The sequence below is a fragment of the Micromonospora sp. NPDC049171 genome (assembly GCF_040648275.1).
Taxonomy (GTDB): Bacteria; Actinomycetota; Actinomycetes; order Mycobacteriales; family Micromonosporaceae; genus Micromonospora.
The window spans coordinates 47,687-72,408 of record NZ_JBEZDJ010000003.1 but is presented as its reverse complement, the minus strand read 5'-3'; the positions used below and the strand labels follow the sequence as shown (position 1 = coordinate 72,408).

General features: G+C 70.3%; 18 protein-coding genes. 9 read left to right on the top strand and 9 right to left on the bottom strand.

Features of this window, described 5'->3' with window-relative positions; translation table 11 throughout:
• Nucleotides 1-30 precede the first annotated feature (30 nt).
• From AB0B14_RS05130 to AB0B14_RS05120, 3 genes are read right to left on the bottom strand one after another with little or no spacing between them, the layout of a single operon-like run.
• Complete coding sequence (locus AB0B14_RS05130; protein ID WP_357521386.1) at nucleotides 31-675, bottom strand: response regulator transcription factor; 645 nt, start codon at nucleotides 673-675, stop codon at nucleotides 31-33.
• Between the two features lie 51 nt (nucleotides 676-726).
• Entirely contained in the window at nucleotides 727-1,836 is a 1,110-nt protein-coding gene (locus AB0B14_RS05125) for a histidine kinase (protein ID WP_357521384.1), read from the bottom strand.
• Nucleotides 1,837-1,849: 13 nt separating this feature from the next.
• On the bottom strand, nucleotides 1,850-2,989 hold the full coding sequence (locus AB0B14_RS05120; protein WP_357521382.1) for a hypothetical protein: 1,140 nt from the start codon (nucleotides 2,987-2,989) through the stop codon (nucleotides 1,850-1,852).
• Nucleotides 2,990-3,118: 129 nt separating this feature from the next.
• On the opposite strand from AB0B14_RS05120, the gene AB0B14_RS05115 reads away from it, so the two are divergent.
• Nucleotides 3,119-4,255 (top strand): hypothetical protein, encoded by a 1,137-nt coding sequence (locus AB0B14_RS05115; RefSeq protein ID WP_357521380.1) that lies wholly within the window; start codon nucleotides 3,119-3,121, stop codon nucleotides 4,253-4,255.
• Between the two features lie 157 nt (nucleotides 4,256-4,412).
• Here the strand turns inward: AB0B14_RS05115 and AB0B14_RS05110 are convergent, their stop codons facing one another.
• The 3 genes from AB0B14_RS05110 to AB0B14_RS05100 form a co-directional block, all read right to left on the bottom strand.
• On the bottom strand, nucleotides 4,413-5,492 hold the full coding sequence (locus AB0B14_RS05110) for a glycosyltransferase family 2 protein (RefSeq protein ID WP_357521378.1): 1,080 nt from the start codon (nucleotides 5,490-5,492) through the stop codon (nucleotides 4,413-4,415).
• Nucleotides 5,493-5,546: 54 nt separating this feature from the next.
• Complete coding sequence (locus AB0B14_RS05105) at nucleotides 5,547-7,286, bottom strand: hypothetical protein (RefSeq protein ID WP_357080359.1); 1,740 nt, start codon at nucleotides 7,284-7,286, stop codon at nucleotides 5,547-5,549.
• Between the two features lie 250 nt (nucleotides 7,287-7,536).
• Nucleotides 7,537-7,992 (bottom strand): MaoC family dehydratase, encoded by a 456-nt coding sequence (locus AB0B14_RS05100; protein ID WP_357080310.1) that lies wholly within the window; start codon nucleotides 7,990-7,992, stop codon nucleotides 7,537-7,539.
• A gap of 184 nt (nucleotides 7,993-8,176) precedes the next feature.
• Here AB0B14_RS05100 and AB0B14_RS05095 point away from each other — a divergent pair, with 184 nt between their 5' ends.
• From AB0B14_RS05095 to AB0B14_RS05085, 3 genes are all read left to right on the top strand, one after another.
• Nucleotides 8,177-9,064 (top strand): helix-turn-helix transcriptional regulator, encoded by an 888-nt coding sequence (locus tag AB0B14_RS05095; protein ID WP_357521376.1) that lies wholly within the window; start codon nucleotides 8,177-8,179, stop codon nucleotides 9,062-9,064.
• A 103-nt stretch (nucleotides 9,065-9,167) separates the two neighbouring features.
• The gene (locus AB0B14_RS05090; RefSeq protein WP_357521375.1) at nucleotides 9,168-10,160 is read left to right on the top strand and encodes a hypothetical protein; all 993 of its coding nucleotides are present in this window, start codon (nucleotides 9,168-9,170) and stop codon (nucleotides 10,158-10,160) included.
• Nucleotides 10,161-10,184: 24 nt separating this feature from the next.
• Nucleotides 10,185-11,081 (top strand): MBL fold metallo-hydrolase, encoded by an 897-nt coding sequence (locus AB0B14_RS05085; protein ID WP_357080301.1) that lies wholly within the window; start codon nucleotides 10,185-10,187, stop codon nucleotides 11,079-11,081.
• Nucleotides 11,082-11,146: 65 nt separating this feature from the next.
• On the opposite strand, the gene AB0B14_RS05080 is transcribed toward AB0B14_RS05085, so the two are convergent.
• Nucleotides 11,147-11,575 carry a hypothetical protein gene (locus tag AB0B14_RS05080; RefSeq protein ID WP_357080298.1) on the bottom strand — a complete coding sequence of 143 codons (429 nt, stop codon included), beginning with the start codon at nucleotides 11,573-11,575 and terminating at the stop codon, nucleotides 11,147-11,149.
• Nucleotides 11,576-11,770: 195 nt separating this feature from the next.
• On the opposite strand from AB0B14_RS05080, the gene AB0B14_RS05075 reads away from it, so the two are divergent.
• From AB0B14_RS05075 to AB0B14_RS05055, 5 genes are all read left to right on the top strand, one after another.
• A complete protein-coding gene (locus tag AB0B14_RS05075) occupies nucleotides 11,771-12,538 on the top strand; it encodes a GntR family transcriptional regulator (protein ID WP_357080295.1) in 768 nt (255 codons plus the stop codon).
• 197 nt (nucleotides 12,539-12,735) lie between these two features.
• Nucleotides 12,736-13,875: a tryptophan synthase subunit beta gene (trpB, locus tag AB0B14_RS05070; protein ID WP_357521651.1), complete on the top strand. Its 1,140-nt coding sequence runs from the start codon at nucleotides 12,736-12,738 to the stop codon at nucleotides 13,873-13,875.
• Complete coding sequence (trpA, locus tag AB0B14_RS05065) at nucleotides 13,872-14,651, top strand: tryptophan synthase subunit alpha (RefSeq protein ID WP_357080292.1); 780 nt, start codon at nucleotides 13,872-13,874, stop codon at nucleotides 14,649-14,651. Before trpB ends, trpA begins: the two co-directional genes overlap by 4 nt.
• Nucleotides 14,652-14,784: 133 nt before the next feature.
• Complete coding sequence (locus tag AB0B14_RS05060; RefSeq protein WP_357521373.1) at nucleotides 14,785-16,428, top strand: lectin; 1,644 nt, start codon at nucleotides 14,785-14,787, stop codon at nucleotides 16,426-16,428.
• A 358-nt stretch (nucleotides 16,429-16,786) separates the two neighbouring features.
• The gene (locus AB0B14_RS05055; RefSeq protein WP_357521372.1) at nucleotides 16,787-19,786 is read left to right on the top strand and encodes a glycoside hydrolase family 95 protein; all 3,000 of its coding nucleotides are present in this window, start codon (nucleotides 16,787-16,789) and stop codon (nucleotides 19,784-19,786) included.
• Nucleotides 19,787-19,885: 99 nt separating this feature from the next.
• Here the strand turns inward: AB0B14_RS05055 and AB0B14_RS05050 are convergent, their stop codons facing one another.
• Both AB0B14_RS05050 and AB0B14_RS05045 read right to left on the bottom strand, forming a co-directional pair.
• Nucleotides 19,886-21,073, bottom strand: coding sequence for a hypothetical protein (locus tag AB0B14_RS05050; RefSeq protein WP_357521370.1), 1,188 nt, complete (start codon nucleotides 21,071-21,073; stop codon nucleotides 19,886-19,888).
• A gap of 146 nt (nucleotides 21,074-21,219) precedes the next feature.
• Nucleotides 21,220-24,678, bottom strand: a complete 3,459-nt coding sequence (locus AB0B14_RS05045) for an alpha-glucuronidase family glycosyl hydrolase (protein ID WP_357521368.1) — start codon at nucleotides 24,676-24,678, stop codon at nucleotides 21,220-21,222.
• Between the last annotated feature and the right edge of the window lie 44 nt (nucleotides 24,679-24,722).

The following is a 24,722-nucleotide window of genomic DNA, read 5'->3' as shown; positions in this document are numbered from 1 at the left end:
GAGCCGCCCGCACCCGACGCGGCCTCCCGGTCAGGGGCGGGACACGAGGCCGGATTCCCAGGCCCAGGCGGCGATGCGTACGCGTGTGACGTTTCCGAGCTTCGTGGAGATGTGGGCGACGTGGGTCTTGACGGTGCCCGGCGAGACGTGGAGTTCCGCGCCGATCTCGTCGTTGCTCAGCCCGCGCGCCACGAGCGTGGCGACGTCACGTTCGCGGGCGGTCAAGGGCGGGTCCGCCCTGCGGGCTTCGCGGTCGGTGTTGAGCCGTTGCAGCAAGCGGACGGTGACCTCGGGGCTGATCAGGGCATTGCCCGCCAGCGCGGCGCGGACGGCCTCGACGAGCAGCCCAGGTGCCGACACCTTCAGCAGGAAACCGCTCGCCCCGTTCCGCAGCGCCCGGCCGATGTACTCGTCCTCGTCGAAGGTGGTCACGACGATCACCTTCGTGTCCAACTCGGGGGCGGTGGTGACGCGGCTGACGAGGTCGAGGCCGTCGATGCCGGGCATCCTGATGTCCGCCAGCAGCACCGCGGGGCGCAGACGGCGCACCAGGTCCCAGGCCAGGTTGCCGTTGCCGGCCTCACCGACGACCGTCAGGTCGGGCTGCGCCGCCAGCACCATGCGGAAACCGTGCCGGACCATGTCGTGGTCGTCGGCGATCACCACGGTGGTCATGACGTCGCCTTCCCGAGGCCCAGCCGCAGGTGCGTCGGCGTGGGCATCGACTCAGTGTAGGGGGAGCTTCACGCGTACCTGCCACGATCCCTGCTCGCAACCGGCACGCATGGTGCCGTCGAGCGCCTCCACCCGGGCCCGGAGGGAGGCCAGGCCGGTGCCCTGACCCGCGACACGTGGTGGCGTCGCTCGGGTCGTCAGATCGTTCGCGACCACGATGTCCAGGTGCCCGTCCAGTTGGGTCACCGACACCCGCACCGCAACGGCGGTGCGGGCATGCCGGGCGACGTTCGTGAGTGCCTCGACGATCACCCGGTACGCCGTGGCCTGGATCGCGGCGGAGATGTCGCCGTGTGCCGCCACCGCCATTGTCAGCTCGGCCGGGAGCGGGTGGGCGCCGACGAGGTCCGGTACGTCGGCGAGGCCGTACTGGTGGGTCGTGTGCTCGTCGTCGTCCCGCATCAGCCGGATGCTGTGGTCGAGCCGTCGCAGCGCCCGGGTGGCGGCCTGCTCGACCTGCGCGATGAGCGCTCCGGGGTCGCTCTCGCCGGCCACCCGTACCGACTGTGCCACGACCGCGATGCCGGCGATGTCGTGCGCGACGTAGTCGTGAAGGTCCGCGGCGAGCCGGCGGCGTTGCTCGGCCCGGGCCTGCTGCACGACCGTCACCCGCAGCTCGTCGAGGCCGCGAAGGTAGTGACCGAGCAGTGCTCCGGCCAGCACCGTGGAGGCACCCAGCGCGCCCAGGAACAACTGCTCTCCGATGGCGGCGTCGGGCAGGAGTCGCAGTCCGACCGCCGACCCGGGCAGCAGCAGGAGCACCCCGGTCAGCCGGCTGGCCCGGCCGGCGCCGCGGGTCAGTGCGACGGCGAGGGTGGTCAGCGCGCCGACCTCGATTGTGGTCCACAGCAGGAGCTTGCTGGAGTCGTTGCCGTCGTCGACGAAGCCGTAGCCGAGCAACCGCCAGGCCCAGAGGCTTCCGCCCAGCGAGACGACGGCCGCGGTGGCGGCGAGCGGCACCCGGGGCAGTCGGGGCGACGAGATCGCCAGGGTCGCGGCGAGGACCGAGACCCAGGCGGTCAGCCGCAGCGGGGCCGGCTGGCCGTACCAGGGCGCCAGGACGGTGACGACCCCGGCGGCCAGACCGGCGAGCCGCTTCACGCCGGTCAGCATCTCACGGTGCGACCAGATCAACTGTCACGCCCGATTCCACGACGATCGCGTCGGCGGTCGCACCGTTGACATGCTGATCGAAGAAGCTGGCCAGCGTGCGGCGGACGGTGCGGTACGCCAACGCGTGCACCTCCCCGATGTCCCGCCGCACGACTGGTTCGGCGCGTGGGTAGCGCTGCGCGATCTGTGCCAACGTCACCCCGTCGTCGGTGAGCGACCGCAACGGCGCGCCGGGGATGGTGACTGTCGCTCGCCAGCCGGAGCGCGGGAGGTCACGGTGCGTGCCGATGGGCGAGCCTCCGATGATGAGCAGGGGCACCCGACCGGTGTCGGCGACCTCGGCGGTGCCGCTCAGGTCCGCGATGGCGGAAACACCGGGCAGACCCGTGAGGTGCGCTCGTTGTGCGGCGTTTGCGCCGGTCCAGCCGAAGAGGCCGACCCGTCGCAGGTCCAACACACGGCTCACCTGCCGATCCAGGCCGGAGAGTTTCCTCGTGACGTACTCGAGGTCGGCGACCCTTGTCGTGTCGGCCTCGACGCGCCCGACGGTGGCGACGGCGTCGGTGGGTTCGATCACCCGCCGGGTGGGGTAGAGATCGACCACCGGCGCGTCGAACGGGTGGTCGACGGTGACGACCACGTATCCGCGGCTCGCCAACTCCTCGGCGATGCCGGTGTACGCCGACCGCATCACCCCGGGTGGTGGCGAGCCGACCAGGACGGGGAACGAGCCGGTGGCCGGCGGCGCCCACTCGTGGGAATGGGTGCGGAACATCCAGTTGACCTCGTCCGGCAGCAGTCCCAGGCGTCGCTCTTCGCCGGGTGCCCAGGCCAGACGGCCGAACTCGGTCAGGGCCGACGCCACGGCGTAGTGCGCCAACGGCCGCGACCCGGCGTCGGCCGGGTAGTGCACGTCGAGCATCAGCATCCGGTCACTGTCCGGGCGCCACGGATCGCGGCGGTCCTGGTCCACGAGCCGCATCCGTCGTACGCCCACGTCGTGCGATCCGGTCGGCGCTGGTAGGGAAGGGCTGAACGTGGCTCGCCAGCCTTCGGTGTCGCCGTAGCGGGGTAGCACCACCATGGCGGTCCCGGCGAGAAGGAGCCCCACGAGCGCGGATGTCAGCTGTCGCCTTCGCATGGGTCGATCCTGCACAGGCGACGAGTGCTCGCGCGTCTCCCGACAGGTAGAGGCCAGGTGGTTCGACGCCTTCGGTCCACCCCGTACGGCAGATGTCGAGCTCATCCCGGGTGCCCGACACTGACCGCCATGACAGCCTTGACAGCATCGGCGGCACGAAACGGCGGGCGGCGGTCCTGGCGGCGGTGGGCGGCGGCCGCGGCAGGCGGGTGGGCCTGGTTCCTCGTCGTGCTGGGTATCTTCTGGTCCTCTGGCGGTGCCGGCTACCCGTTCGGCCACAACGACCGCACCGGGCCGGACTACTCGTCGCTGCTGGCAGGCCTGGAGCGTGCCGTGGGTGGCCCGCTCGTCACGGTGTTCGGTGTGACGGCGCTCGTCGTGGCCTGGCGGCTCGACGGACGTGACCGCCGACCGACTCGACGTCGAGCCGGGATCGTCGGCGGTGTCGTTGTCGCGGCGGTGATCGTGGGCGTCGTGCTGGACGGACGGATGATCATCATGTTGCCGCCGCTGGGCATTCTCCCGATCGGTTGGCTGCGGGCGGACTGGCCCACGCTGTTCCAGGTCGTCGCGGCGGCCGGCGCGGCCCTGTTCCTCCTGGCGAGCGTCGCCTACGCCGACGGCACGAGTGACCGCGACCCGCGTGCTCTGCGACGTCGCCGCGCCGCCTGGATCCGGGCGGGGCGGATCGCTACCTACGTGGCGATCGCCTGCCCGTTGCCGTACGCGCTGATCCGACTGGCCTGGTCCCGGGGCTGGGCTGTCGGGGCACCGGAACCCTTCGTCCTGTCCCTGCTGCGCAACCAGCCGGAGAACGTGTACATCGAGCCGACCCTCGCGTCATTCGCGACGGGGGGCGCTGTGCTGACCGCTGGGCTGCTCTGTCGCTGGGGCAGGGTGTTTCCACGCTGGATCCCGGTGCTGCGCGGCCGGGTCGTACCGATGTGGTTTCCGCTGCTGCTCGGCGGGTCGGCCGTCGTCGGCATCTTCGGGTTTGGTCGTGGACTGCTGCTGGCGCAGATGGGCGTGCACCTCCCTGGTCAGCTCGACACGTTCCAACTGTGGGGAGAACCGGTCGACGACTGGGCGTACTGGGGGGCCGGAGGGCTGGGCTGGTGCCTCTTTCCGCTGTGGTCGATCTCGTTGGCGGTCGCACTGACCGGCTACTACCACCGTTACGCGCCGTCAGCCCGAGAGATGCCGAGCGCCGCAGCCGATTCTGCGGCGACGTCCGGGGGTGGTGGCGACGGAGACGCGGCGTCGTAGCCGCGGACGCCCGGCGGCGAGCCGGCCGACGTCGTCGGCCGGCTCGCATCGACGTTCAGCTCGCATCGACGTTCAGCTCGCATCGACGTTCAGCTCGCATCGACGTTCAGCCCGCATCGACGTTCAGCTCGCATCGACGTTCAGCTCGCATCGACGTTCAGCCCGCGTCGTCGGGCGTGGCCTCTCCGGTGGCCGGCCGCTGGGAGGGCCGGCGGAACGCCTCCTCCCGTGCCGCCTGCGGGCCCCGATCGCTCGACCGCGCCGCGGGCTGCGACGGCATCCGGGGCGACTCGCCGCTCTCGGTGACCAGGCGCTCGGTCTCCTGCACCAGATAGTGCGGTCGGCGCTTGGTCTCGTAGTAGATCCGGCCGATGTACTCCCCGATCACACCCAGGATGGTCATCTGGATGCCGCCGAGCCCGATCACGCTGACGATGATGGTGGTGTAACCGGGGACGTCGATGCCCTTCTCGATGGCGTCCGCGACCACCCAGGCCATGTAGACAAGTGCGATGAGGGTGAGGAACATGCCGCCGTAGATCGCCAGACGCAGCGGTCGGTTGTTGAACGACAGCAGGCCGTCGAACGCGTAGTTGAACAGCTTGCCGAACGTCCACCTGCTCCGCCCCGTCTGCCGGGCCTCGTTGCGGTGGGCCACCACCACCGTGCGGAAGCCGATCCAGGAGAACAGCCCCTTGGAGAACCTGTTGTATTCCGGCATCGCCAGGATGGCGTCCACCGCGAGGCGGGACAGCAGCCGGAAGTCACCCGCCCCGTCCTGCAGGCGTACGTCGATCCACCAGTTGATCATCCGGTAGAAGGACCGCGAGGCGACCATGCGTACGAACCGGTCACCGCGCCGGTCCCGGCGGGCGATCACCTGGTCGAAGCCCTGCCGGTACAGCGCCACCATCTCGGGCAGCAGCCGTGGCGGGTGTTGCAGGTCGGCGTCCATGATGACGACCGCGTCGCCGGTGGCCCGTTGCAGGCCGGCGAGCATCGCCGCCTCCTTGCCGAAGTTGCGGCTCAGCGACGTGTAGCAGACCGCCGGGTCGGCGGCGGCGAGCCGGCGCAGCGCCTCGAGGGTGCCGTCCTCGCTGCCGTCGTCGACGTACACCACCTCGACATCCAGGTCCGACAGGTCGGCGAGAGTGGCCGTGACGGTCTCGTGCAACCGCTCCACCGACGATTCCTCGTTGAAGCAGGGCACCACGATGGACAACCGCATCCTGCTCACCCCGCCCCACCCGGACCCGGGCATCCACCGGCGGCGTCCGCGCCGCGTGCCCGCTCAGAGGCGGTAGAGCAGCGTGCCATCGAGATCCTCCCGGGTGATGCCCAGCCCGTCGATGGGCCGGGCCGCGATGCCATCCCACGGCGTCCCCGCGGTGCGGTCCGGCAGGGCGACCACCGACCGCACGCCGATCCCCCGCAGGTACGCCACGCTGCCCTGGTCGGGGAACGATGCTACCGCCGCCCGGGTCTGTGCCTGGCTGACCGGCTCGAACCCGGCCAGCCCGTTGGTCACCCGGGGGAACCCGTCGGTCGTCCACAACATGTACGTCAGATCGCCCACACCCCCGGCGGGCAGCACCAGGATCGGGTCCTGTGCGGCCCCCATCGCGGCCGGGGGCGGGGTCACGGTCGGGTGGGGTGTGCGGTTGACGCCCTCCAGGGTCACCAGGGTCAGCGGCACCAGCAGGACCAGCGGCATGAGGACCCGCGTCCAGCGGCGGGCCGAGGCCTGGCCCGACGACTCGGCCAGCGCCGTCACCGCTCCGGCGGCCAGCAGCGCCAGCAACAGGCTGGTCCAGTGCATCATCCGGCCCGGCGTGCGCAGCGCGTCCCAGCCCGGCAGGAGCGTGGACAGCGTCAGATAGCCCGGGTCGCCGTCGCTACCTAGGGTCGAGCCAAGGCCCAGCAGCACCGTGCCGAGCACGCCGAGGCCCAGCGCGATCCGGTGCCGGCCCGCGTACACCGAGACGAACAGGCCCGCCGCGGCCAGAGCGATCACCGTCAGCCCCGGCAGCAGCGCCATCTCCGGTGGCCAGGACAACTGCTCGCGTGCGGCGGCGTGCCGTTCACCCCACAACCACGAGTCCGCTGGTGCGGTCACGAACCCGATCAGCGGAGGGGAGAACATCCTGGTCCACTCCAGCCCCCGCTCGGCCTGCGGATTGATGTCGACAACGCGCAGGTAGACCAGGCCCAGCAGCAGCGTCACGGCACCGAACACGGCCCCACCGGCCAGATCGGTGAGCAGCAACCGCCGACCGAACGGCGGGCGTTCCCGCTTGCGCCACCAGGACCACCCGAAGCAGCCCGCCGCCACCAGCACCGCGGCCAGCAGGAAATACACCAGTGGCAGCCCGATGCCGAAACCCAGCGTGACCTGCCAGGCGGCGACGAGCCACCCAGCCATCGCCCAGCCGGGCCGCCGTCGCTCCGGCCGGTAACCGTGACGCAGCGACCAGCCATGACCACGGGCCAGCATCGCCAGGGACAGCGCGATCCCCCCGCTGGACAGGATGTTGAGATGACCGGCGTGGGCCAACCGCCAGGGCGCGAACGCCCACGCGATCCCGGCGACCGCGCCGCCCCACCGGTTCGCACCGAGCTGCCGCGCCAGCACGTACGCCCCGAAGGCCGCCAGCGCGTGCAGCAGCACGTACAGCACGTTGTATCGGATCAGGGCGGCCTCGAAGCCGGAACCGATCATCCCGACCGGGGCGTACCCGAGCAGGGTGTCGCTGTAGGCGTACGTGTACTTCTCGGGGAAGAACGTGTTCGAGTCCCAGAGGCCGGCCGGATCGCTCAGGAGAGCATGCCCGGACCAGGCGACCTGCCACGCCTGCAACGTCGGGTCGCCGATGTCGTTGGGGATGGTGCTCGCCGGATGCCGCATCGTCGGCCAGGTCAGCAGCACCGACAGCAGGAGGCTGCCGAGTGCGGCCAGGATCCATTCGGGGCGGGCCCAGCGCCACCGATCCCATCCGGTCGGCGTCCGGTCGTCGGACGTCTGGTCGGGGATCGCGTTCTCGGCGGTCGGTGCGGCGCCGGTGGACCGGGTATTCACGGGATAGATCCTCTCCGATGCTGGGGACCTTGTCCATCAGCTGTCCACGGCGTGGCTGCGCGCGGTGACGTGTGTAGGGCGGTCTCATTTAACCCTGTCGGGCGGCGTCGGTGGGCGAGGCACGTCCCACGTCCGCAGCCCCTTCGGTGTCGCGGTGCCGACGTCGATGAGCTGGCGGGAGACGCGCGGCGCGGTGACGCGGGGATCAGTCGTTGAACACCAGGACCCAGTCGGCGACACAGGCCGGCTTGGTCTCGCCCTCGATCTCCACCCGCACCTGCACCACCACCCGGGCTCCGGCGGCCATCCGGCGGGCCTCCAGGAGGGTCGCGACGCCGCGCACCCGTGCGTCGACCGGGACCGGTGCGCGCATGCGCACCTTGTTCAACCCGGCGTTGATGACCAGGCGGACGCCGTCGACCTGCACCAACTCGGACAGGAAGGTGGCGCAGAGCGAGAGCGTGAGCATGCCGTGCGCGATGGTGGTGCCGAACGGACTCTCCGCCGCCGCCCGCGTCTGGTCGACGTGGATCCACTGGTGGTCGCCTGTCGCGTCGGCGAACGCGTTGATCCGGGCCTGGTCGACGAGGTGCCATCCGGTGGTGCCGAGCGGCTGGCCGGTGCGCTCCAGCAGGGCGTCGATGGTGTCGTATCGGCTCACCGGGTCCACCTTTCCGGCGCCGAGGGCCGATCCGCAACCCCACGTGCCGATACCGGCGGCGGATCACCGACCGCGGGGCCGGTGCCCGGCTGGTCGCGACGACCGGCGCGACGTCTCGGGCGCCGAGCTGCCTATCCCTGCCAGGATGTGGTTGCGCCACGGCGAGGTCGCAATACTTCGAGTCATGAACGCGAGAGGACAGCTCGGCGACTTTCTCCAGGCCCGACGCTCCCAGCTCAGGCCGGAGGACGCGGGCGTGGTGACGTACGGCGACCGGCGTCGCGTGCAGGGGTTGCGCCGGGAGGAACTGGCCCTGCTGGCCGGAGTGAGCGCTTCGTACTATTCGCGGTTGGAGCAGGGGCAGGCCGTCAACGCCTCCCCCGAGGTCCTTGAGGCCCTCGCCCGGGCACTACAGCTCGACGAGGCCGAACGTCGCCACCTGAAGGAGCTCGCCGCCGGGACCCGCCGTCGGCCCTCGGTCCGGCGTCCGCCGCCGGAGCGGGTGAGCCCGGCGGTACGCCAGCTCGTCGCGACACTCGGTGACGTACCCGTGGTGGTGCTCGGTCGTCGTGCCGACGTGCTGGCCTGGAACGTCGGGGGTCATGCCCTGTTCGCCGGTCACCTGGACGACACGCTCCCCGAGCGGCCCGACCAGGGCCCGAACATGGCCCGGCTGGTGTTCCTGGACGCGCACACCCGCGACCTGTACGTGGACTGGCCCGCCAAGGCCCGCGCGGTGGTGGCGACGCTGCGGATGGTCTCCGGGCAGCATCCGAACGACCCGTCGCTGGCCGCGCTGGTGGGGGAGCTGACGGTACGCAGCCCGGAGTTCGGTGCCATGTGGGCCGACCACCGGGTCAAGGCCGGCGGCAGCAGCGTCTACCAGATGCGCCACCCGCTGGTCGGCACGATGGCCGTCACCCAGCAGGCCCTGCGGACCGAGGACGGTCAGACGGTCGTCGTCGCCACCACCGAACCCGGTTCGGCGTCGCACGCCGCGATGACGTTACTCCTGCACGGCGCCGTCACCTCCCGCGCCGACCTTCGGCAGTCGCCGGCCATGCGCGAATAGCGCCCTTTTCCCCATCGGCTCGAAACGAGGTGCTCCGCAAGGAGCGCCGGACCCTTCGCGCCCGCATCAGCCGAATTCCATCGGTTTTCAGAAAGGAACAGAAATGCGCAGGAGAATGATGACTCTCGCCGTGGCACTCGCGGCGGTCGGGGTCGGCGTCGTGACGGTCCCACCGTTGGGCGTCGCCCAGGCCGGGATCGCACGGGCCACCGTCGTCGGACCGGCCGCGCCGCTGTCCGCGCGGATCGCGGTCCACTTCGATCTGGCGAACGGGCAGATGCCGGAGAACATCGCGCTGGCCCCGGACGGCACCGCGTACGTCACCTTCGCGGCCGCCCGTCAGGTTGCCGCCGTCACCCCGTCCGGCGCGACGCGGATCCTGGCGACCATGCCCGCACCGGCCGACGGCGGCGTCAACACACCGGTGCTGAAGTTCGCGCTGACCACCGGCATCGTCCGGATGACCGACGGCACCCTCTACTTCCTCTACGCCAGCGGCGACGCCGCCACCACCGGCCTGTACCGGCTGATCCCCGGCAAGGCCCCGCAGCGCATCGCCGCCCTGCCGGCCGCCGGACTGCCCAACGGCCTGGCGTTCGACGCGGTGGCGAGCCGGTTCTACCTCACCGACTCGGTGCTCGGCACGATCTCGACGGTCCCCCTGCGGGGCGGCCGCGCCGAGGTCTGGTCCTCGGCACCCGAACTCGCCTCGACCGGCTTCCTCGGCGCCAACGGCATCAAGGTGCACGCCGACGCGATCTGGGCGAGCAACCTCGACCAGGGAACGTTGCTGCGCGTCCCGCTGCGGCACGGCCGTCCCGGAGGTGTCCGGGTGGTGGCGACCGGCCTCGTCGGTATCGACGACTTCACCTTCGTCGGCACCGGCGACCACCAGGTCGTCGCCGCCCTCAACGGGCCGAACACGGTGGTGGGCATCGACGCCGCCGGCCGTTCGCGAACGCTGCTGGGCGCCGCCGACGGGCTGCAGAACCCGACCTCGGTGGCCGTGCGTGGCCGCACCCTCTACGTGCTCAGTGCCGCGTACACCACCGGCGCCGACCCCAACCTGGCGCTGGCGACCCTGCCGCGCCGCTGACCCGTCACCCTCCAGGAGATCCCCTTGCTCGAGATCAAGATCGGTGACGTCAGTGTCACCCGCGTCGAGGAGACGCACGGCCCGATCATGCCGACCGGTGCCTTCTTTCCCACCATCCCGACCGATGCCTGGCGTACGGGCCGGGAGCTGCTGACCCCGGACCACCTCGGCGTGGACGACGACCTCGTGCACGTCGCCATGCAGAGCTGGCTGCTGCGCAGTGCGGGCCGCACCATCCTCGTCGACACCGGCGTCGGCAACGACAAGAACCGGCCCGCCGTCGAACCCTGGCACCAGCAGCGGGTGGACTACCTGGGCCGGCTCGCCGAGGCGGGAGTCCGGCCCGAGGATGTCGACCTGGTGGTCAACACCCACCTGCACGTCGATCACGTCGGCTGGAACACCCGCCTCGTCGACGGTCAGTGGCTGCCGACGTTCCCGAACGCCACCTACCTGATGCCCGCCGTCGACTTCCGGCACTGGAACCCCGCGAACAACCCCGGCATCGCCGGCAGCGTCAACGAGAACGCGTACGACGACAGCATCGCCCCCGTCCACGCCAACGGTCAGGTCCAGCTGTGGGAGGACGCGTACCTGATCGACGAGAATCTGCGCCTGGAAGCCGCGCCGGGGCACACACCCGGCCATGCCGTGATCACGTTGCACTCGGCCGGCGAGCGGGCGCTGTTCGCCGGCGACATCCTGCACACTCCGCTGCAGTTGCACCACCACGACCACAGCAGCTGCTTCTGCGAGGACCCGACGCAGGCCGCGCTGACCCGACGACGCCTGCTCGACTGGGCGGCCGACACCAACGCACTGGTGTTGCCGGCGCACTTCAGCGGTCACTCCGCCCTCGAGATCGAACGGCGTGGTGGGTCGTACACCGTCAAGCAGTGGGGTCAGTTCCCCCGTTACTGAACGCCCGGGTTGCCCGCCGCCGTCGCACGACGGCGGCGGGCGCTTCGTGCGCCAAGGGCTTCCCGTCATCGGGTCGGGTTGGTGGTCGCGGGGCGCCAGGCCAGCCAGCCACGGCAGAGTACGTAGGCCGTCGCGACGACGGCGACCAGCCCGAGGTCGATGAGGGCCGACAGGCGTGCCTCGGAGACGTCTCCGATCGTCATGCCGAACACGACGAGGGCGGTCTTGCCGGCGAGCAGGATCTCCCAGACGCCCGCCGACCGGCGTGGCCGGAACGCGAGCAGGGCGAAGAGCGCGGCGAAGATGGCGAAGCTGGAGACTCGCCAGCCCTCGATGAACAGGCGGTCGTCGGGAGCGTCGAGGGTCAGCAGGATGCCGTTGACGAACGCCACGACGGTGGCGAGCGCGGCGACGGCCGCGAACCCGCGACCGATGCGGTCGGCCAGCGGGGCGGGGGCGGTGGTGTGGATGCGGGAAACGGTCGCGGTGGTCATGAGAACTCCATCTCTGCGCTGCGGAATTGAACTTACAGCCGTTAACTTACGCGCTTACCTAACGCCTGTAAAGTGAAGGGCGATGGCGAGGGGAAGTCGTCGGCCATACGCTGGCACCGGTAGAAGGACGTGGAGCTGCGCACCTCATCGGGCGGAGCGACCCGCTCCGTCGCGACTCTCAGGGCTGGGCAGTGCATGCGCGTCATTCCGGGTAGGACTCCGAAGTACATGGTCATCCGCGACGACCTGATCAGGCGGATCGGCAGTGGTGAGTTCGCTCCCGGCGACGCCCTGCCCGGCCAGCGGCACCTGAGCGAGGAGTACGGCGTCAGCCTCATGACGTTGCGGCAGGCTCTGGACGAGCTCTGCGGTCGGGGAGTGGTGGAGCAGCTTCCCGGCAAGGGCACCTACGTGCGGGCGACGCCGGTCCCGTACTCGATGGGCAACCTGCGCAGCCTCGCCGACGACCTGCGGGCGCACGGCATCGAGGTGCTGACCCGGGTGCTCGGCCGCGAGATCGTCGCGGTATCGGACGAGATCGCCGCGCGGTTGGGGGTTCCCGCGGGCGACAAGGTGCTCCGGCTGGAGCGGGTCCGGGTCGTCCGGGGCGCGCCGCTGATCCACCAGCTCTCCTATGTGCCGCAGCCCTTCGGTGACCTGGTCAAGGGCGTCGACTTCGCGAGGCACGAGCTGTACGCCGTGCTCGCCGAACGGGCCGGCGCGGTGGCCGTGCAGGCCGAGGAGACGATCTCGCCGGTGCTCATGCCCGAGCGCATCGGCGCCCTGCTCGGCCTGCCGGCCGGCGAGCCGGCGATGCGCAGCGAGCGGATCACCCGCGACGCCGACCGACGCGCCCTGGTTGTCGACGTCGCCATCCTCGCCGGCAACAGTGTCGTGATCATGAATATTCGCGAGGCCAGCGGCCAGCAGGTCAGCTACGCGGTCGGCGCCCCGCCGGCCTGACGTCACCCGCGGCGGTACGCCCCCGGCGGGGTGCGCCGAAACTGTTCTAGAACTATCTCGCCACAGGTCTAGAACTCCACCCGGGTGCCCTGTTATAAAGACGGTGTCGTTCTAGAACTGTTAGGGGATGTGTCGTGGACCAGCTCTTACGCTCCACCCGCCCGGGCACCCAGGCCGACCCCCGCCGACCCTCGGGGCTGGGCAGGTTCGGCGAGTACGGGGGACGCTTCGTTCCGGAGTCGCTCGTGCCGGCCTGTGCCGACGTCGAGCGCGCCTTCACGCAGGCCTGGGAGGATCCGCAGTTCCGGGGCGAACTGAACCGCCTGCTCTCCGTCTACGTCGGCCGGCCCACGCCGCTGACGCCCGCGACGCGACTCTCCGCCGAGTTGGGCATCGACCTGCTGCTCAAGCGGGAGGACCTCACCCACACCGGCTCCCACAAAATCAACAACGTGCTGGGTCAGGCGCTGCTGGCGCGGCGGATGGGCAAGCGGCGACTGATCGCCGAGACCGGCGCGGGCCAACACGGCGTGGCCACCGCCACCGCCGGGGCGCTGCTCGGCATGCCCACCACCGTCCTCATGGGCGAGAAGGACACCGAACGGCAGCGGCTCAACGTCTTCCGGATGAAGATGCTGGGTGCCGAGGTGGTGCCGGTGACCTCCGGCAGCCGCACCCTCAAGGACGCGTGCAGCGAGGCTCTGCGGCACTGGGTCACCTGCGTCGACGACGCCTACTACTGCCTCGGCTCGGTGATGGGCCCGCACCCGTACCCGTGGATGGTCCGCCAGTTCCAGCGGGTCATCGGCGACGAGGCCCGCGCGCAGTGCGCGGCCGACCTCCTCACCGGCACGCCCGACTACGTCGTGGCCTGCGTCGGCGGCGGGTCCAACGCCGCCGGCACGTTCGCCGGCTTCGTCGACACACCGGCCCGGTTGGTCGGCGTCGAGGCGGCCGGTGGCGCCGCCATCAGCGCCGGCACCCCCGGTGTGCTGCACGGCTTCCGCTCCCTGGTGCTCCAGGACGAGCACGGGCAGATCAGCGAGGCCCACTCGATCGCCGCGGGTCTGGACTACCCGGGTGTCGGGCCGGAGCACGCGCACCTGGCCGACTCGGGCCGGGCCAGCTACGTGACGGTGGACGACGCCGAGGTGGTGGCCGCCACCCACCGGCTGGCCCGCGCCGAGGGCATCCTCTGCGCGCTGGAATCCGCCCACGCGGTCGCCTGGGTGATCCGCGCCGCCGGCGATGGCACGATCCCCCCGGGTTCGACGGTGCTGCTCACCCTCTCCGGTCGGGGCGACAAGGACATGGCGACCCTGATGGAGCTGTCGTGAACGCACTGGAAACCCGGGCCCGCGCGGCCAAGGCCGCCGGCCGCAAACTGCTCGTGCCGTACGTGACCGGCGGCGTCACCGAAAACTGGACCGACCTGTTGCGGGCCGCCGTGGACGCCGGCGCCGACACCATCGAGATCGGCCTCCCGTTCTCCGACCCCACCCTGGACGGACCCGTCGTGCAGGAGTCGTCGTACCGGGCCCTGCAGCGGGGCACCACCACCCGGCGGATCCTCGACGAGGTCGCCCGGCTGGCGCTGCCCATACCGCTTGTCGCGTTCACCTATGCCAACCTGGTCCTGCACGACGGCGCGGACCGGTTCTGTGCCGCGCTCGCCGATGCCGGGATGGGCGGCCTGATCGTGCCGGACCTGCCCGTCGACGAGGTGGAGCCGGTCGCCGCCGCGGCGGAAACCCTGCTCGACCTCGTGTTGCTCGCCTCCCCGGTGACCGCGCCGCAGCGCCGCGACGAGATCGCCAGGCGCAGCCGGGGCTTCGTCTACGCGGTCAGTGTCATGGCGACCACCGGCGAGCAGTCGACGGTGGGCGCGGCCGCCGAGCGGTTGGTGACGTCGCTGCGCCAGGCCACGGATCTGCCCGTGGTCCTCGGCTTCGGGATCTCCGGTCCGCGGCAGGCGGCCGAGGCCGCCGGGTACGCCGACGGGGTCGTGGTGGGCTCGGCGCTCATGCGTCGCGTGCTCGACGGGGCCTCGGCGGCGGAACTCGGTGATTTCCTGGCGCAGCTCCGGACGGCGCTGGACGAGACCGGCCGGTGAACTCTTAAGATTCTTTGAAGTTCTGCCGCTCGGCTTGGTGGCTGACAAACAGGCTTACTAACCTCATCCCGTCCGGATCATCCCCAGCCTTACGATCCGGGCAAATGCCCCCTGAGGAAGGTTGCCCACGCCAATGAGGTTGTCTCGCCGTACCCTGCTCGGCACCGCGGTGGCCGGCACCGCCGTCTCCGTCGCCGGAGTCTCGTTCGACGCCTACGCGGCCGCACCCGCCGTGGCGGCGGTCAGCCCTCCCGGCGACGTCGTCGGAAAGGTCACCGTCGGCTACCAGGGTTGGTTCACCGGGGCCGGCGACGGGAGCCCGCTGGCGGGCTGGTGGCACTACGGCCAGGACTGGCAGAAGACCCCCTCGCCGGTCAACGAGGCCCTCAAGTCGTGGCCGGACGTGCGCGACTACGACCGGGTCTACAAGACCGGATACCAGAATCTGGGCAACGGGCAGCCGGCCTCGCTGTTCTCGTCCTACGACCAGCAGACGGTGGACACCCACTTCCGCTGGATGCAGGAGAACGGGCTGGACACCGCCGCCCTGCAGCGCTTCAACCCGGTCGGCGGGGAGGGCCCGATCCGCGACGCCGTCACGATCAAGGTGCGCAACGCCGCCGAGCGGTTCGGGCGCAAGTTCTACATCATGTACGACGTCAGCGGCTGGACGACCATGCAGCAGCAGATCAAGGACGACTGGGTCAACAAGATGAAGGCGTACGCGACCTCCCCGGCGTACGCGAGGCAGAACGGCAAACCGGTCGTCGGCATCTGGGGTTTCGGCTTCAACGACGAGAACCACCCGTGGAGCGCCGCGGTCTGCCTCGATGTGATCACCTGGTTCAAGGCACAGGGCGTGTACGTCATGGGCGGCACGCCCACGCACTGGCGCACCAGCGACGGAACGCAGGACTCGCGGGCGGGATTCGCCGAGGTCTACCACGCGTACGACATGATCTCGCCCTGGATGGTGGGCCGGATCGGCGACCAGGCCGGGTCGGACTGGTTCTACACCAACGTCACGGTGCCCGACGTGCGGGACTGCGTGGCGCACGGCATCGACTACCAGCCGTGCGTGTTGCCCGGTGACCTCCAGGAGCGGCAGCGCGCCCACGGCGACTTCATGTGGCGACAGTTCTACAACGTGATCCGTGCGGGCGCTCCGGCGATCTACGTCTCGATGTTCGACGAGTACAACGAGGGCAACCAGATCGCCAAGACCGCGGAGAGCGCGGCGTTCGTTCCGGTCGGCTCGAAGTTCCTGGCGTTGGACGAGGACGGCACGGCGTGCTCGGCGGACTACTACCTGCGGCTTGCCGGTGACGGTGGCCGGATGCTCAAGGGCACGATCGCGTTGACCGCCAACCGGCCGACCGCCCCGGTGGTCGGTGCGACTCCGCCCACCACCGCGGCCGTCGGCGTCCGCTCCCGCGCCAACGGTCGGTTCGTGGGCGGCTCACCGTTGGTCGCCTCGCTGACCTCCGCGTCGGAGAAGTTCACAGTCGTCGACGCCGGTGGTGGCCTCGTGGCCCTCAGGTCCACCAGGACCGGCAAGTACGTCTGCGCCGAGCAGGCCGGCGCGGCGGCGCTGGTGGCCGACCGGGACGTCGTCGGCGGTTGGGAGACGTTCACCCGGGTGGCGAACCCGGACGGCAGTGTCAGTTTCCGCAGCAGCGCGAACGACAGGTACGTCTGCGCGGACAACGCCGGCACCGACCCGTTGATCGCGAATCGCGCGGCGGTCGGGCCGTGGGAGTCCTTCGACCTCGTGTAGCCGTACCGTGACGCGCTGCGCTGACCTCGCCTGCTCGGCGGCGATCATCCGATGTATACGGCGTTGAAGCGCCGCCAGCGGCTCTTCTCCGCTGTCGGGTCGCCTCGGTGCACTGCCGACCTCCAGCGGAAGCCTGCCGGCGGGTAGGCAGCCCTTGCTGATCTCGTCATCGATCGATCGTTGCCGATTGCGTGGCGCCGGAGTAACCTTCGCGAAACACATCAGATGTCTGCCCGACTCGGGGCTCGACGCTGGCCTGCTCCCACAAGGTCCTGGTCGGCCCGCGAAGCGGACCCATCTCGGTTACCACAGTTGTCACGCATCGGGGTGGCCGGATCGGTCACCGTTTGGAGGATCGATGTCAGACCTGACCCGACGCCAAGCCCTCAAGATCGGTGCGGCCGGTGCGGGCGGTGCCCTCCTGCCGCTGCCCTGGACGGCCGTGGCGAAGGCGGGCTCGGTGGCGCCGCCGCAGGTGCTGGCCGCCAATGACCTCGCGCTCTGGTACGACGAGTCCGCCGGCACTGACTGGCTGCGGGCGTTGCCGATCGGCAACGGGCGGCTCGGCGCCATGGTCTTCGGCAACGTCGACACGGAACGACTCCAGCTCAACGAGGACACCGTCTGGGCCGGTGGGCCGCACGACCCCAGCAACCCCAGAGGTGCGGGAGCGCTGGCGGAGATCCGGCGGCTGGTCAACGCGAACCAGTGGACCCAGGCCCAGGATCTGATCAACCAGACCATGATGGGCAACCCCGGCGGCCAGCTGGCCTACCAGACAGTCGGCAACCTGCGGCTCGCCTTCGGCTCGGCCAGCGGAGCCTCTCAGTACAACCGGACGCTGGATCTCACCACCGCCACCGCCACGACGACGTACGTGCTCAACGGCGTCCGGCACCAGCGGGAGGTGTTTGCCAGCGCACCGGACCAGGTCATCGCCATCCGACTGACCGCCGACCGGACCGGCTCGATCAGCTTCACCGCCACCTTCGACAGCCCGCAGCGCACCACGGTGTCCAGCCCGGACGGCACCACGATCGGCCTCGACGGCATCTCCGGAAACATGGAGGGCGTCACCGGCCAGGTCCGCTTCCTCGCACTGGCCAACGCGACGGTCACCGGCGGCAGCGTGTCCAGCTCCGGCGGCACCCTGCGGGTGACGAACGCCAACAGCGTGACCCTGCTGGTCTCTATCGGCACCAGCTACGTCAACTACCGCAACGTCGGCGGCGACTACCAGGGCATCGCCCGGCAGCGCCTCACCGCCGCGCGGGCCAGCAGCTACGACCAACTGCGCAGCCGGCACGTGGCCGACTACCAGGCGCTGTTCGGCCGGGTCAGCCTGGACCTGGGCCGCACCTCCGCGGCCGACCAGACGACGGATGTCCGGATCGCCCAGCACAACAGCGTCAACGACCCGCAGTTCTCCGCGCTGCTGTTCCAGTTCGGGCGGTACCTGCTGATCTCGTCCTCGCGGCCCGGCACGCAGCCGGCCAACCTCCAGGGCATCTGGAACGACTCGCTGACCCCCTCCTGGGACTCGAAGTACACGATCAACGCCAACCTGCCGATGAACTACTGGCCGGCCAACACCACGAACCTGGCCGAGTGCCACAACCCGGTCTTCGACCTGGTCAGAGATCTCGCCGTCGCCGGCACGCGGACCGCCCAGGTGCAGTACGGCGCCGCCAGTGGCTGGGTCACCCACCACAACACCGACGCGTGGCGGGCCACCGCGGTGGTCGACGGCGCGTTCTGGGGCATGTGGCAGACCGGTGGTGCCTGGCTGTCCACGTTGATCTGGGACCACTACCTGTTCAACGGCGACATCGAGTTCCTGCGGACGAACTACCCGGCCATGAAGGGCGCGGCGCAGTTCTTCCTCAACACCCTGGTGACCGAGCCGACCCTCGGTTACCTGGTGACCAACCCGTCGAACTCGCCGGAGCTCAGCCACCACGCGAACGCCAGCGTGTGCGCCGGCCCCACGATGGACAACCAGATCCTGCGGGACCTGTTCGACGCATGCGCCCGCGCCAGCGAGATCCTCGACGTGGACAGCACCTTCCGGGCCCAGGTTCGCGCCACCCGGGACCGCCTCCCACCCATGAAGATCGGCTCGCGCGGCAACATCATGGAGTGGCTCTACGACTGGGTGGAGACCGAGCCCAACCACCGGCATATCTCGCACCTGTACGGGCTGGCCCCCAGCAACCAGATCACCAAGCGCGGCACCCCACAGCTGTTCGAGGCCGCCCGGCGGACCCTGGCGCTGCGCGGCGACGACGGGACGGGCTGGTCGCTGGCCTGGAAAATCAACTTCTGGGCGCGGATGGAGGAGGGCAAGCGGGCGCACGACCTGATCCGCTACCTCGCCACCACCGCACGGCTCGCGCCCAACATGTTCGACCTGCACCCGCCGTTCCAGATCGACGGCAACTTCGGCGCCACCGCCGGCATCGCCGAGATGCTGTTGCAGAGCCACGCCGGCGAGCTGCACCTCCTGCCCGCGCTGCCGCCGGCCTGGCCCAGTGGGCGGGTCGCCGGCCTGCGGGGTCGGGGCGGGCACACTGTCGACATCACCTGGAGCAGCGGTCAGGCCACCGAGATCCTCGTCCGACCCGACCGCGCCGGCACCGTCCGCCTGCGCGCCCGGATCCTCACCGGCACCGTCACCGTCGTCGACACCGCCGACGGTACGGCGGCCCGGGTCACCCGGATCGAGTCCGACCTGATCGAGGTCACCGTGCAGGCCGGGCGCACCTACCGGGTCACCAGCACGGGCGTCGCCCTACCGACGCTGGAGCAGAGCTTCAGCAACGTCGGCATCAGCAGCGACAGCAACACCAACGTGGCGAACATCGACGGTGGCGGGGCGTCGCTCTCGGCGCAGGCCCTGGCCGCTGCCGGTGCCAGCCCGGGCGGCACGGTGAGCCGCAACGGGGTCAACTTCCGGTGGCCCAACGTCGGCTCGGGTGCCGCCGACAACGCCATCGCCTCCGGGCAGACGATCAGTGTGACCGGCACGGGCCGGACCCTCGGCTTCCTCCTGACCGGCACGTACGGCGCCCCGTCCGGCGCCGGCACGGTGGTCTACGCCGACGGCACCCGCCAGACGTTCACGCTGAGCACGCCCGACTGGTACGGCGGGCCGAGCTCCGCGGGGACCGCCGCCATCGTCTCCGCGTACCAGAACCGGCCCAACAACCAGCGGCAGAACACCGCCGCCTGCATCTACTACGTGGGTGTCACGTTGCAGAGCAAGGCTGTCGCCTCGGTCGTGTTGCCCAACATCAGCGCCCGGCCGGCGACGAACGTGTCGACCATGCACATCTTCGCCATCGCCATCGGCGGCTGACCGCAACGGACTCCGCTCGGGAGAGCACGACCGGGCCCGTTCCCGTGGGGACGGGCCCGGTCGCGGCTTACCGCACCTCTTTCCGATCGGCGGCGTGGTTCATCGTTCGCCGTTCTCCGCGACGTCGGAAAATGCGGCGAGACGCAGCCGCGCGGCCACGTGGCCGGTGAACCAGGCGAAGAAGTCGCTGTTCAGGCCATGGCCCGCACGGACCGCGGCGTGCCACTCCGGCCGGTCGAGTACTGCGAGGTACTGCTGCACGATGTGGTCCCGCTGCTCGGTGGTGCAGCCGCACCGGTTCGGAGGCTTGGCCGTCAGATAGTTGGCGATGATCGCGGCGTCGACGTATCGGTTCGCTGTCGGCGGCTGCTGGGCGAGGTGAGCGGCGTGCGCGGCCAACACGGCAGGTGCCGGCGGGTAGTGCTCGAGAGTCATGCCCATGCCATCGCAGTCGGCCATGATCCTCAGTAGTCGACCGGTGTGGTCGATCAGGTTGTCGTCGCCATCGGTGCTGGTGATCGCTTCGTGCAGGTGCGCGGTGGTGGCCACCCTGCCGGCGAAGTAGCCGTTGAGGTAGTCGCCGTCGCAGGCGCGGCGCAGGAGCCAGGCCCGGGACTTGGCGGCGCCTCGTCGACACAGTGCCTCGACGACGTAGACCCGGCCCCAGCCGGCGACGCGTTCGGCGAGCCACTGCAGCGCTTCCGTACCTCCACGGCGGCGCTGCAACGCGTCGGCGGCCAACGGCCCGAAATGGTTCGACAGCAGGCCGATGGTCTGGATCAGCGGGATGTCGTCCTCGGCCCCATCGGCGGCCAGCAGCGCGAGCCCGACCGTGGCGGCATTGCGATCGTTGCTGTGCCGCACCAACCACCGGCCGGTCTGCCGCATGCGCTCCCGATCCGCGCGCAGGGCCGCGGCAACGATGTGGTCGTTGCGATGGATCGGGACGTAGACATCGCGGAGGGTGCCGACAAGTTCACTCGCCTGCGCGTCCGGCTGGCTGAAGTGCCGGTCGAGGATGACAGCGACATCGGCCCCATAGAGTCGTCGATCCCGTGCACGCCGGTATGACGGCCGCGAGCGGTGACGGTCTTCGTCCGGATACGGCTCACCGTCGCGAGGCAGAACACCGTCCGGATGTCGCTGATGGAGACGGAGAGCATGGTCGAACAGAGCGATCTGGGGGCCGAGCAGTCCAGGCTCGGTCGTCACGCTCACCGGCGGACGGAGGACTCGATTCTTTCGATCATGGCCGCGATAATCCCACCCTCGCGCGCCTTCCAGCAAGCGGCAGCGTCCGTCAAGCGTCTTCGAGCCGATGGTCGACGCCGGAGGAGAGTGCGGATGAGCTGTGGCTCCCGAGCAGGTCACCCGTCGAGCCGCACATCGGCCGGGTCCGACATGTCACCGGACCCGGCCGACGTGCGGAACACCTAGCGGATGCGCTCACCCCGGCTCTCGACCCGGAAGTAGTCGAACGCGACGTCGAGGTCGGTGGAGGTGCCGGCCCGGTTGAAGGCCAGCAGCCCGGCCTTCGTCGTCTCGACGTTCAACGTCGTGGCGCCGATGTAGCGGTAGACGCTCCCGTCGCGGGAGTAGTAGGCGCGGTAGCTCTCGCCGATCTTGGTGAGTCGGAGCCAGATGGCGCCGTCGGCCCCGACGATGCGCTGGGCGTCCGCGCCGGTGATCTCCACCGTCGACGTCGCGCCGTTCTGCTCGCGCAGCAGAACGAGCCGGGCCTTGTTGACGGCCGCGGTCGCGTTGCCCATCTCCCAGGCGAGCTTCACGTAGTTGTCGTCGTCGGCGTACCCGATGACACCGCCCTGTTCGTTGTTGGTGGCCAGCGGACGGGAGAAGACGATCCTGGATTCCGCGGCCCAGTCACCGTCGACGTCCTGCACGGCCAGGTTCTTCGCGGTGTTGGTGCTGCCCTGTAGGTCGCCCTGCTGGGCGGTGATGACAAGCGACTCGTCGGCCAGACGCCACCGGCTGTCGTCGGGGCGTACCCACTGCCACTGGGAGCCGAGGGCGGCCGAGCCGAACTCGTCGCTGCCGGTGCTCGTGGTGTTCAGGTCCACCGTGTAGACCGACGTCGCCCCGCCGTTCGTGACGGTCACCCGGGCCTGCCCGGTGGCGCTGCCCGCCTGCTCGACGGCGACGGTGGCGGCGGGGTCGGCGGCCCTGGCGGTGACCGTCGGCACGGCCGTGGTGCCGGCCGGCGTGAGGGCGTTGTAGTGCAGCACCGACGGTGCGAAGGAGGCCAGTGGCTTACCGTCGACGCGCAGGCTCGTCAGCGTCGTGTCGGGCACCAGGTTGAAGACGTAGTTCTTCACGAGCGGGCCGAAGAAGCTCTCCGTCGTGACCTTGACGACCGCCTGCCCGGGGACGCTCGCCGCCTGGGACACGATCTGGTAGCGCGCCTTGCGGTCGGCCGTCCGCACCTTCGTGATGGTGGGGGAGCCCCCGGCGCTAACCGGGATGGTGTACGACGTGTCGGACAGGTTGAAGCCGCCGAACTCCCTGCCGTTCACCACGATCTTGGCCGAGAGGGGCGCGTCGTCGACCGGGATGGCCCGGCCGCTGAACTCCTTCCAGTAGTTCACCGACGTGTCCCGCCAGTCGGCGGCGTCCGTCTCGTGCACGGCCAGCTTGGCGCGGACCTCGGCGAACCGCCGCGCGTCGATGTCGGCCTGGAGCGTCTCCCAGGTCTCCCGCATCCAGGTCACGTACTGCACGCCCATCTGGTAGCGGTAGACCAGCTCGTCCCAGAACGGTCGGCCGCTGTCCATCCGATGGCCCCACGGCACGTGGTGGAACCACATCAGCAGGTTCTCCGGCACCGAGTCGATGTCCCCGTACCGCCGCTGGAGCCGCGGGAAGTACTGGGCGGCGAGATTACTGCCGGTGGGGGAGCGGTCGTAGCCGAGGCCGACGGTGTCGGCCTGGTTGTAGTAGACCGGGCTCCAGTCGTCGCGACCCGCCCAGTCGGCCGGGTCGGGCCGGTAGTGGGCGCCCTCGGCGAACTGGTGGCCGATGCCCAGCGGCGTCTGGTAGCTCACCAGCGCCTCCCACGACCCCATCATCATCTTCCGGATGGTGTCGACGACACGCCTGTCGTTGCTCCAGGTCATCCGGACCCAGTCGGTCGCGATGTCGGTCGAGTCGAGCGTCCAGTTCCATGCCTGCCGGCCGAAGGCGAACAGGTTCGCCTGGGCGAAGTGGTGCCCGGTCAGGTTGTCGGCGTTGCCGAGATTGGCGACCCCCACGATGGCGGTGTCCGGATGGTGCTGGGCGCTCCCGTCGACGATGTCGCCGACGAGTCGTTTCTTGAGCAGCTTCCCGTTCGCGTCGGTCGCGTACGTGTCAGTCTTGAGGATCTCCTCGTACATCGGGCCGAGGTAGGTCAGCATCCAGTTCTGGCCCGTGTACTCCTGGGTGATCTGGAGCTCCAGGGCCTGGTTGGTGTTCTCCATCCGGCCGAACATCGGGTGGATGGGCTCCCGGGCCTGGAAGTCCAGCGGCCCGTTCTTGGTCTGCAGGAACACGTTGTCGGCGAAGCGCCCTCTGCTGCCGTCGGGTTGGACCTCGTCGTCGATCGGCCCGAACTCCAGGTAGGCCCGCTTGAGCCGGTCGTTGTCGACCTCGGCGTTGTAGACGAACGTCCGCCAGTGCACTGTCATCCCGAGTGGCGCGACCGCCGCGCCGATGGCGTTGGCGCCGTCGCCGTGGTCGTACCCGAAGTCCTGTGGCCCCGGCTGGCCCTCCGAGTTGGCCTTCACGGTGAAGCCCATGAAGTCCGGGATGGCGGCCTGGATCTGCTGCGCCCGGCGCTGCCACCAGCCCCGGAAGTCGGTGCCGTACGGGTCGAGTTGGCTGTTGGTCAGCGTGTCCGGTGCGAACCGGGTGTCCGTGGGGGCGGTGTAGCGGATCGACAGCCCAAGCGTGATGCCGTACGGACGCAGCGCGTCGGCGAGGGCCGCCTCCTGCGCGATCCGGGCGCTCGTCAGGTACGCGTTGTCGGCGTTGACGTTGTTGATGGTGATGCCGTTGATGCCCAGCGACGCCAACGCGCGGGCCACGACGACGTAGCGGTCGAGGATGACGGGCAGGTTCTTGTCGGCACTCGCCCCGGTCGCCGCGAAGTTGAAGATCGCACCGCTCTCCCCGTTCAACCCGCCCAGGCCGGAGGCGTTGTTGCCGGCGTAGAGCCGCTCGGTCTCCCAGTTGTTCAGCAGCCGATGCTTGATCTTCGGCGACTCCGCGACCCGGAGGTGGTCGATGGGTTTCTGCGTCTGCAGCAGCCGCAGGAACGCGTAGGTCCCGTAGAGGGCGCCGAGGTCGGTGTTGCCGGCGATGACGGTGAACCGGTCCCTGCCGCGAGACAGCGAGCGGACGAGGTAGCCCTCGTCGCCGACCCCGGCCAGGTCGCGGGCCGGGATGAGGCGGCGCACCAGCGGCGAGCTGGCCGGCGTGCCCACCACGACCGCGCCATCGGGGACCCGGTCGCCGCTGACCTCCGTCACGGGTGTCGCCCGGTCGAGGAGCCCGCCCAGGCCGCGCACCAGCTCGTCGCGGGCCGCGCCGAGCGTGGTCTCGGCCAGCTTCTCGGTGGAGCCGGGCGCCATGGCGAGGTCGGCCGTGTGCCGGTGGACCCGGGTGGCGTCGGCGTTCTCGACCACGACCGACGTGGCGGTGCGGCGGTAGTCGCGCAGCAACTTCGCGTCGCTGACCGGCACGTATCGCAACCACAGGTCGGAGCCGCTGTAGTCGTCCGGCGACTCGGCCGCGGTGGCGGGCGTGGTGGCGACGGCGAGGGTGGCCGCGACCGTGGCGAGCGCCGTGCCGAGCACGATGAGAACTCGCCGCAGCCTGGGCACCGGACCTCGGTTCATTGCCTTCTCCTCTGTTGTCCGATGGGGACGTCGATCGGGACGGC

Excerpts from the sequence above, each read along its gene's own strand:
- AB0B14_RS05130 (WP_357521386.1), bottom strand. The coding sequence starts at position 675 with ATGACCACCGTGGTGATCGCCGACGACCACGACATGGTCCGGCACGGT.
- AB0B14_RS05120 (WP_357521382.1), bottom strand. The coding sequence starts at position 2,989 with ATGCGAAGGCGACAGCTGACATCCGCGCTCGTGGGGCTCCTTCTCGCC.
- AB0B14_RS05115 (WP_357521380.1), top strand. The coding sequence starts at position 3,119 with ATGACAGCCTTGACAGCATCGGCGGCACGAAACGGCGGGCGGCGGTCC.
- AB0B14_RS05095 (WP_357521376.1), top strand. The coding sequence starts at position 8,177 with ATGAACGCGAGAGGACAGCTCGGCGACTTTCTCCAGGCCCGACGCTCC.
- AB0B14_RS05090 (WP_357521375.1), top strand. The coding sequence starts at position 9,168 with ATGCGCAGGAGAATGATGACTCTCGCCGTGGCACTCGCGGCGGTCGGG.
- AB0B14_RS05080 (WP_357080298.1), bottom strand. The coding sequence starts at position 11,575 with ATGACCACCGCGACCGTTTCCCGCATCCACACCACCGCCCCCGCCCCG.
- AB0B14_RS05075 (WP_357080295.1), top strand. The coding sequence starts at position 11,771 with ATGCGCGTCATTCCGGGTAGGACTCCGAAGTACATGGTCATCCGCGAC.
- AB0B14_RS05060 (WP_357521373.1), top strand. The coding sequence starts at position 14,785 with ATGAGGTTGTCTCGCCGTACCCTGCTCGGCACCGCGGTGGCCGGCACC.
- AB0B14_RS05055 (WP_357521372.1), top strand. The coding sequence starts at position 16,787 with ATGTCAGACCTGACCCGACGCCAAGCCCTCAAGATCGGTGCGGCCGGT.
- AB0B14_RS05045 (WP_357521368.1), bottom strand. The coding sequence starts at position 24,678 with ATGAACCGAGGTCCGGTGCCCAGGCTGCGGCGAGTTCTCATCGTGCTC.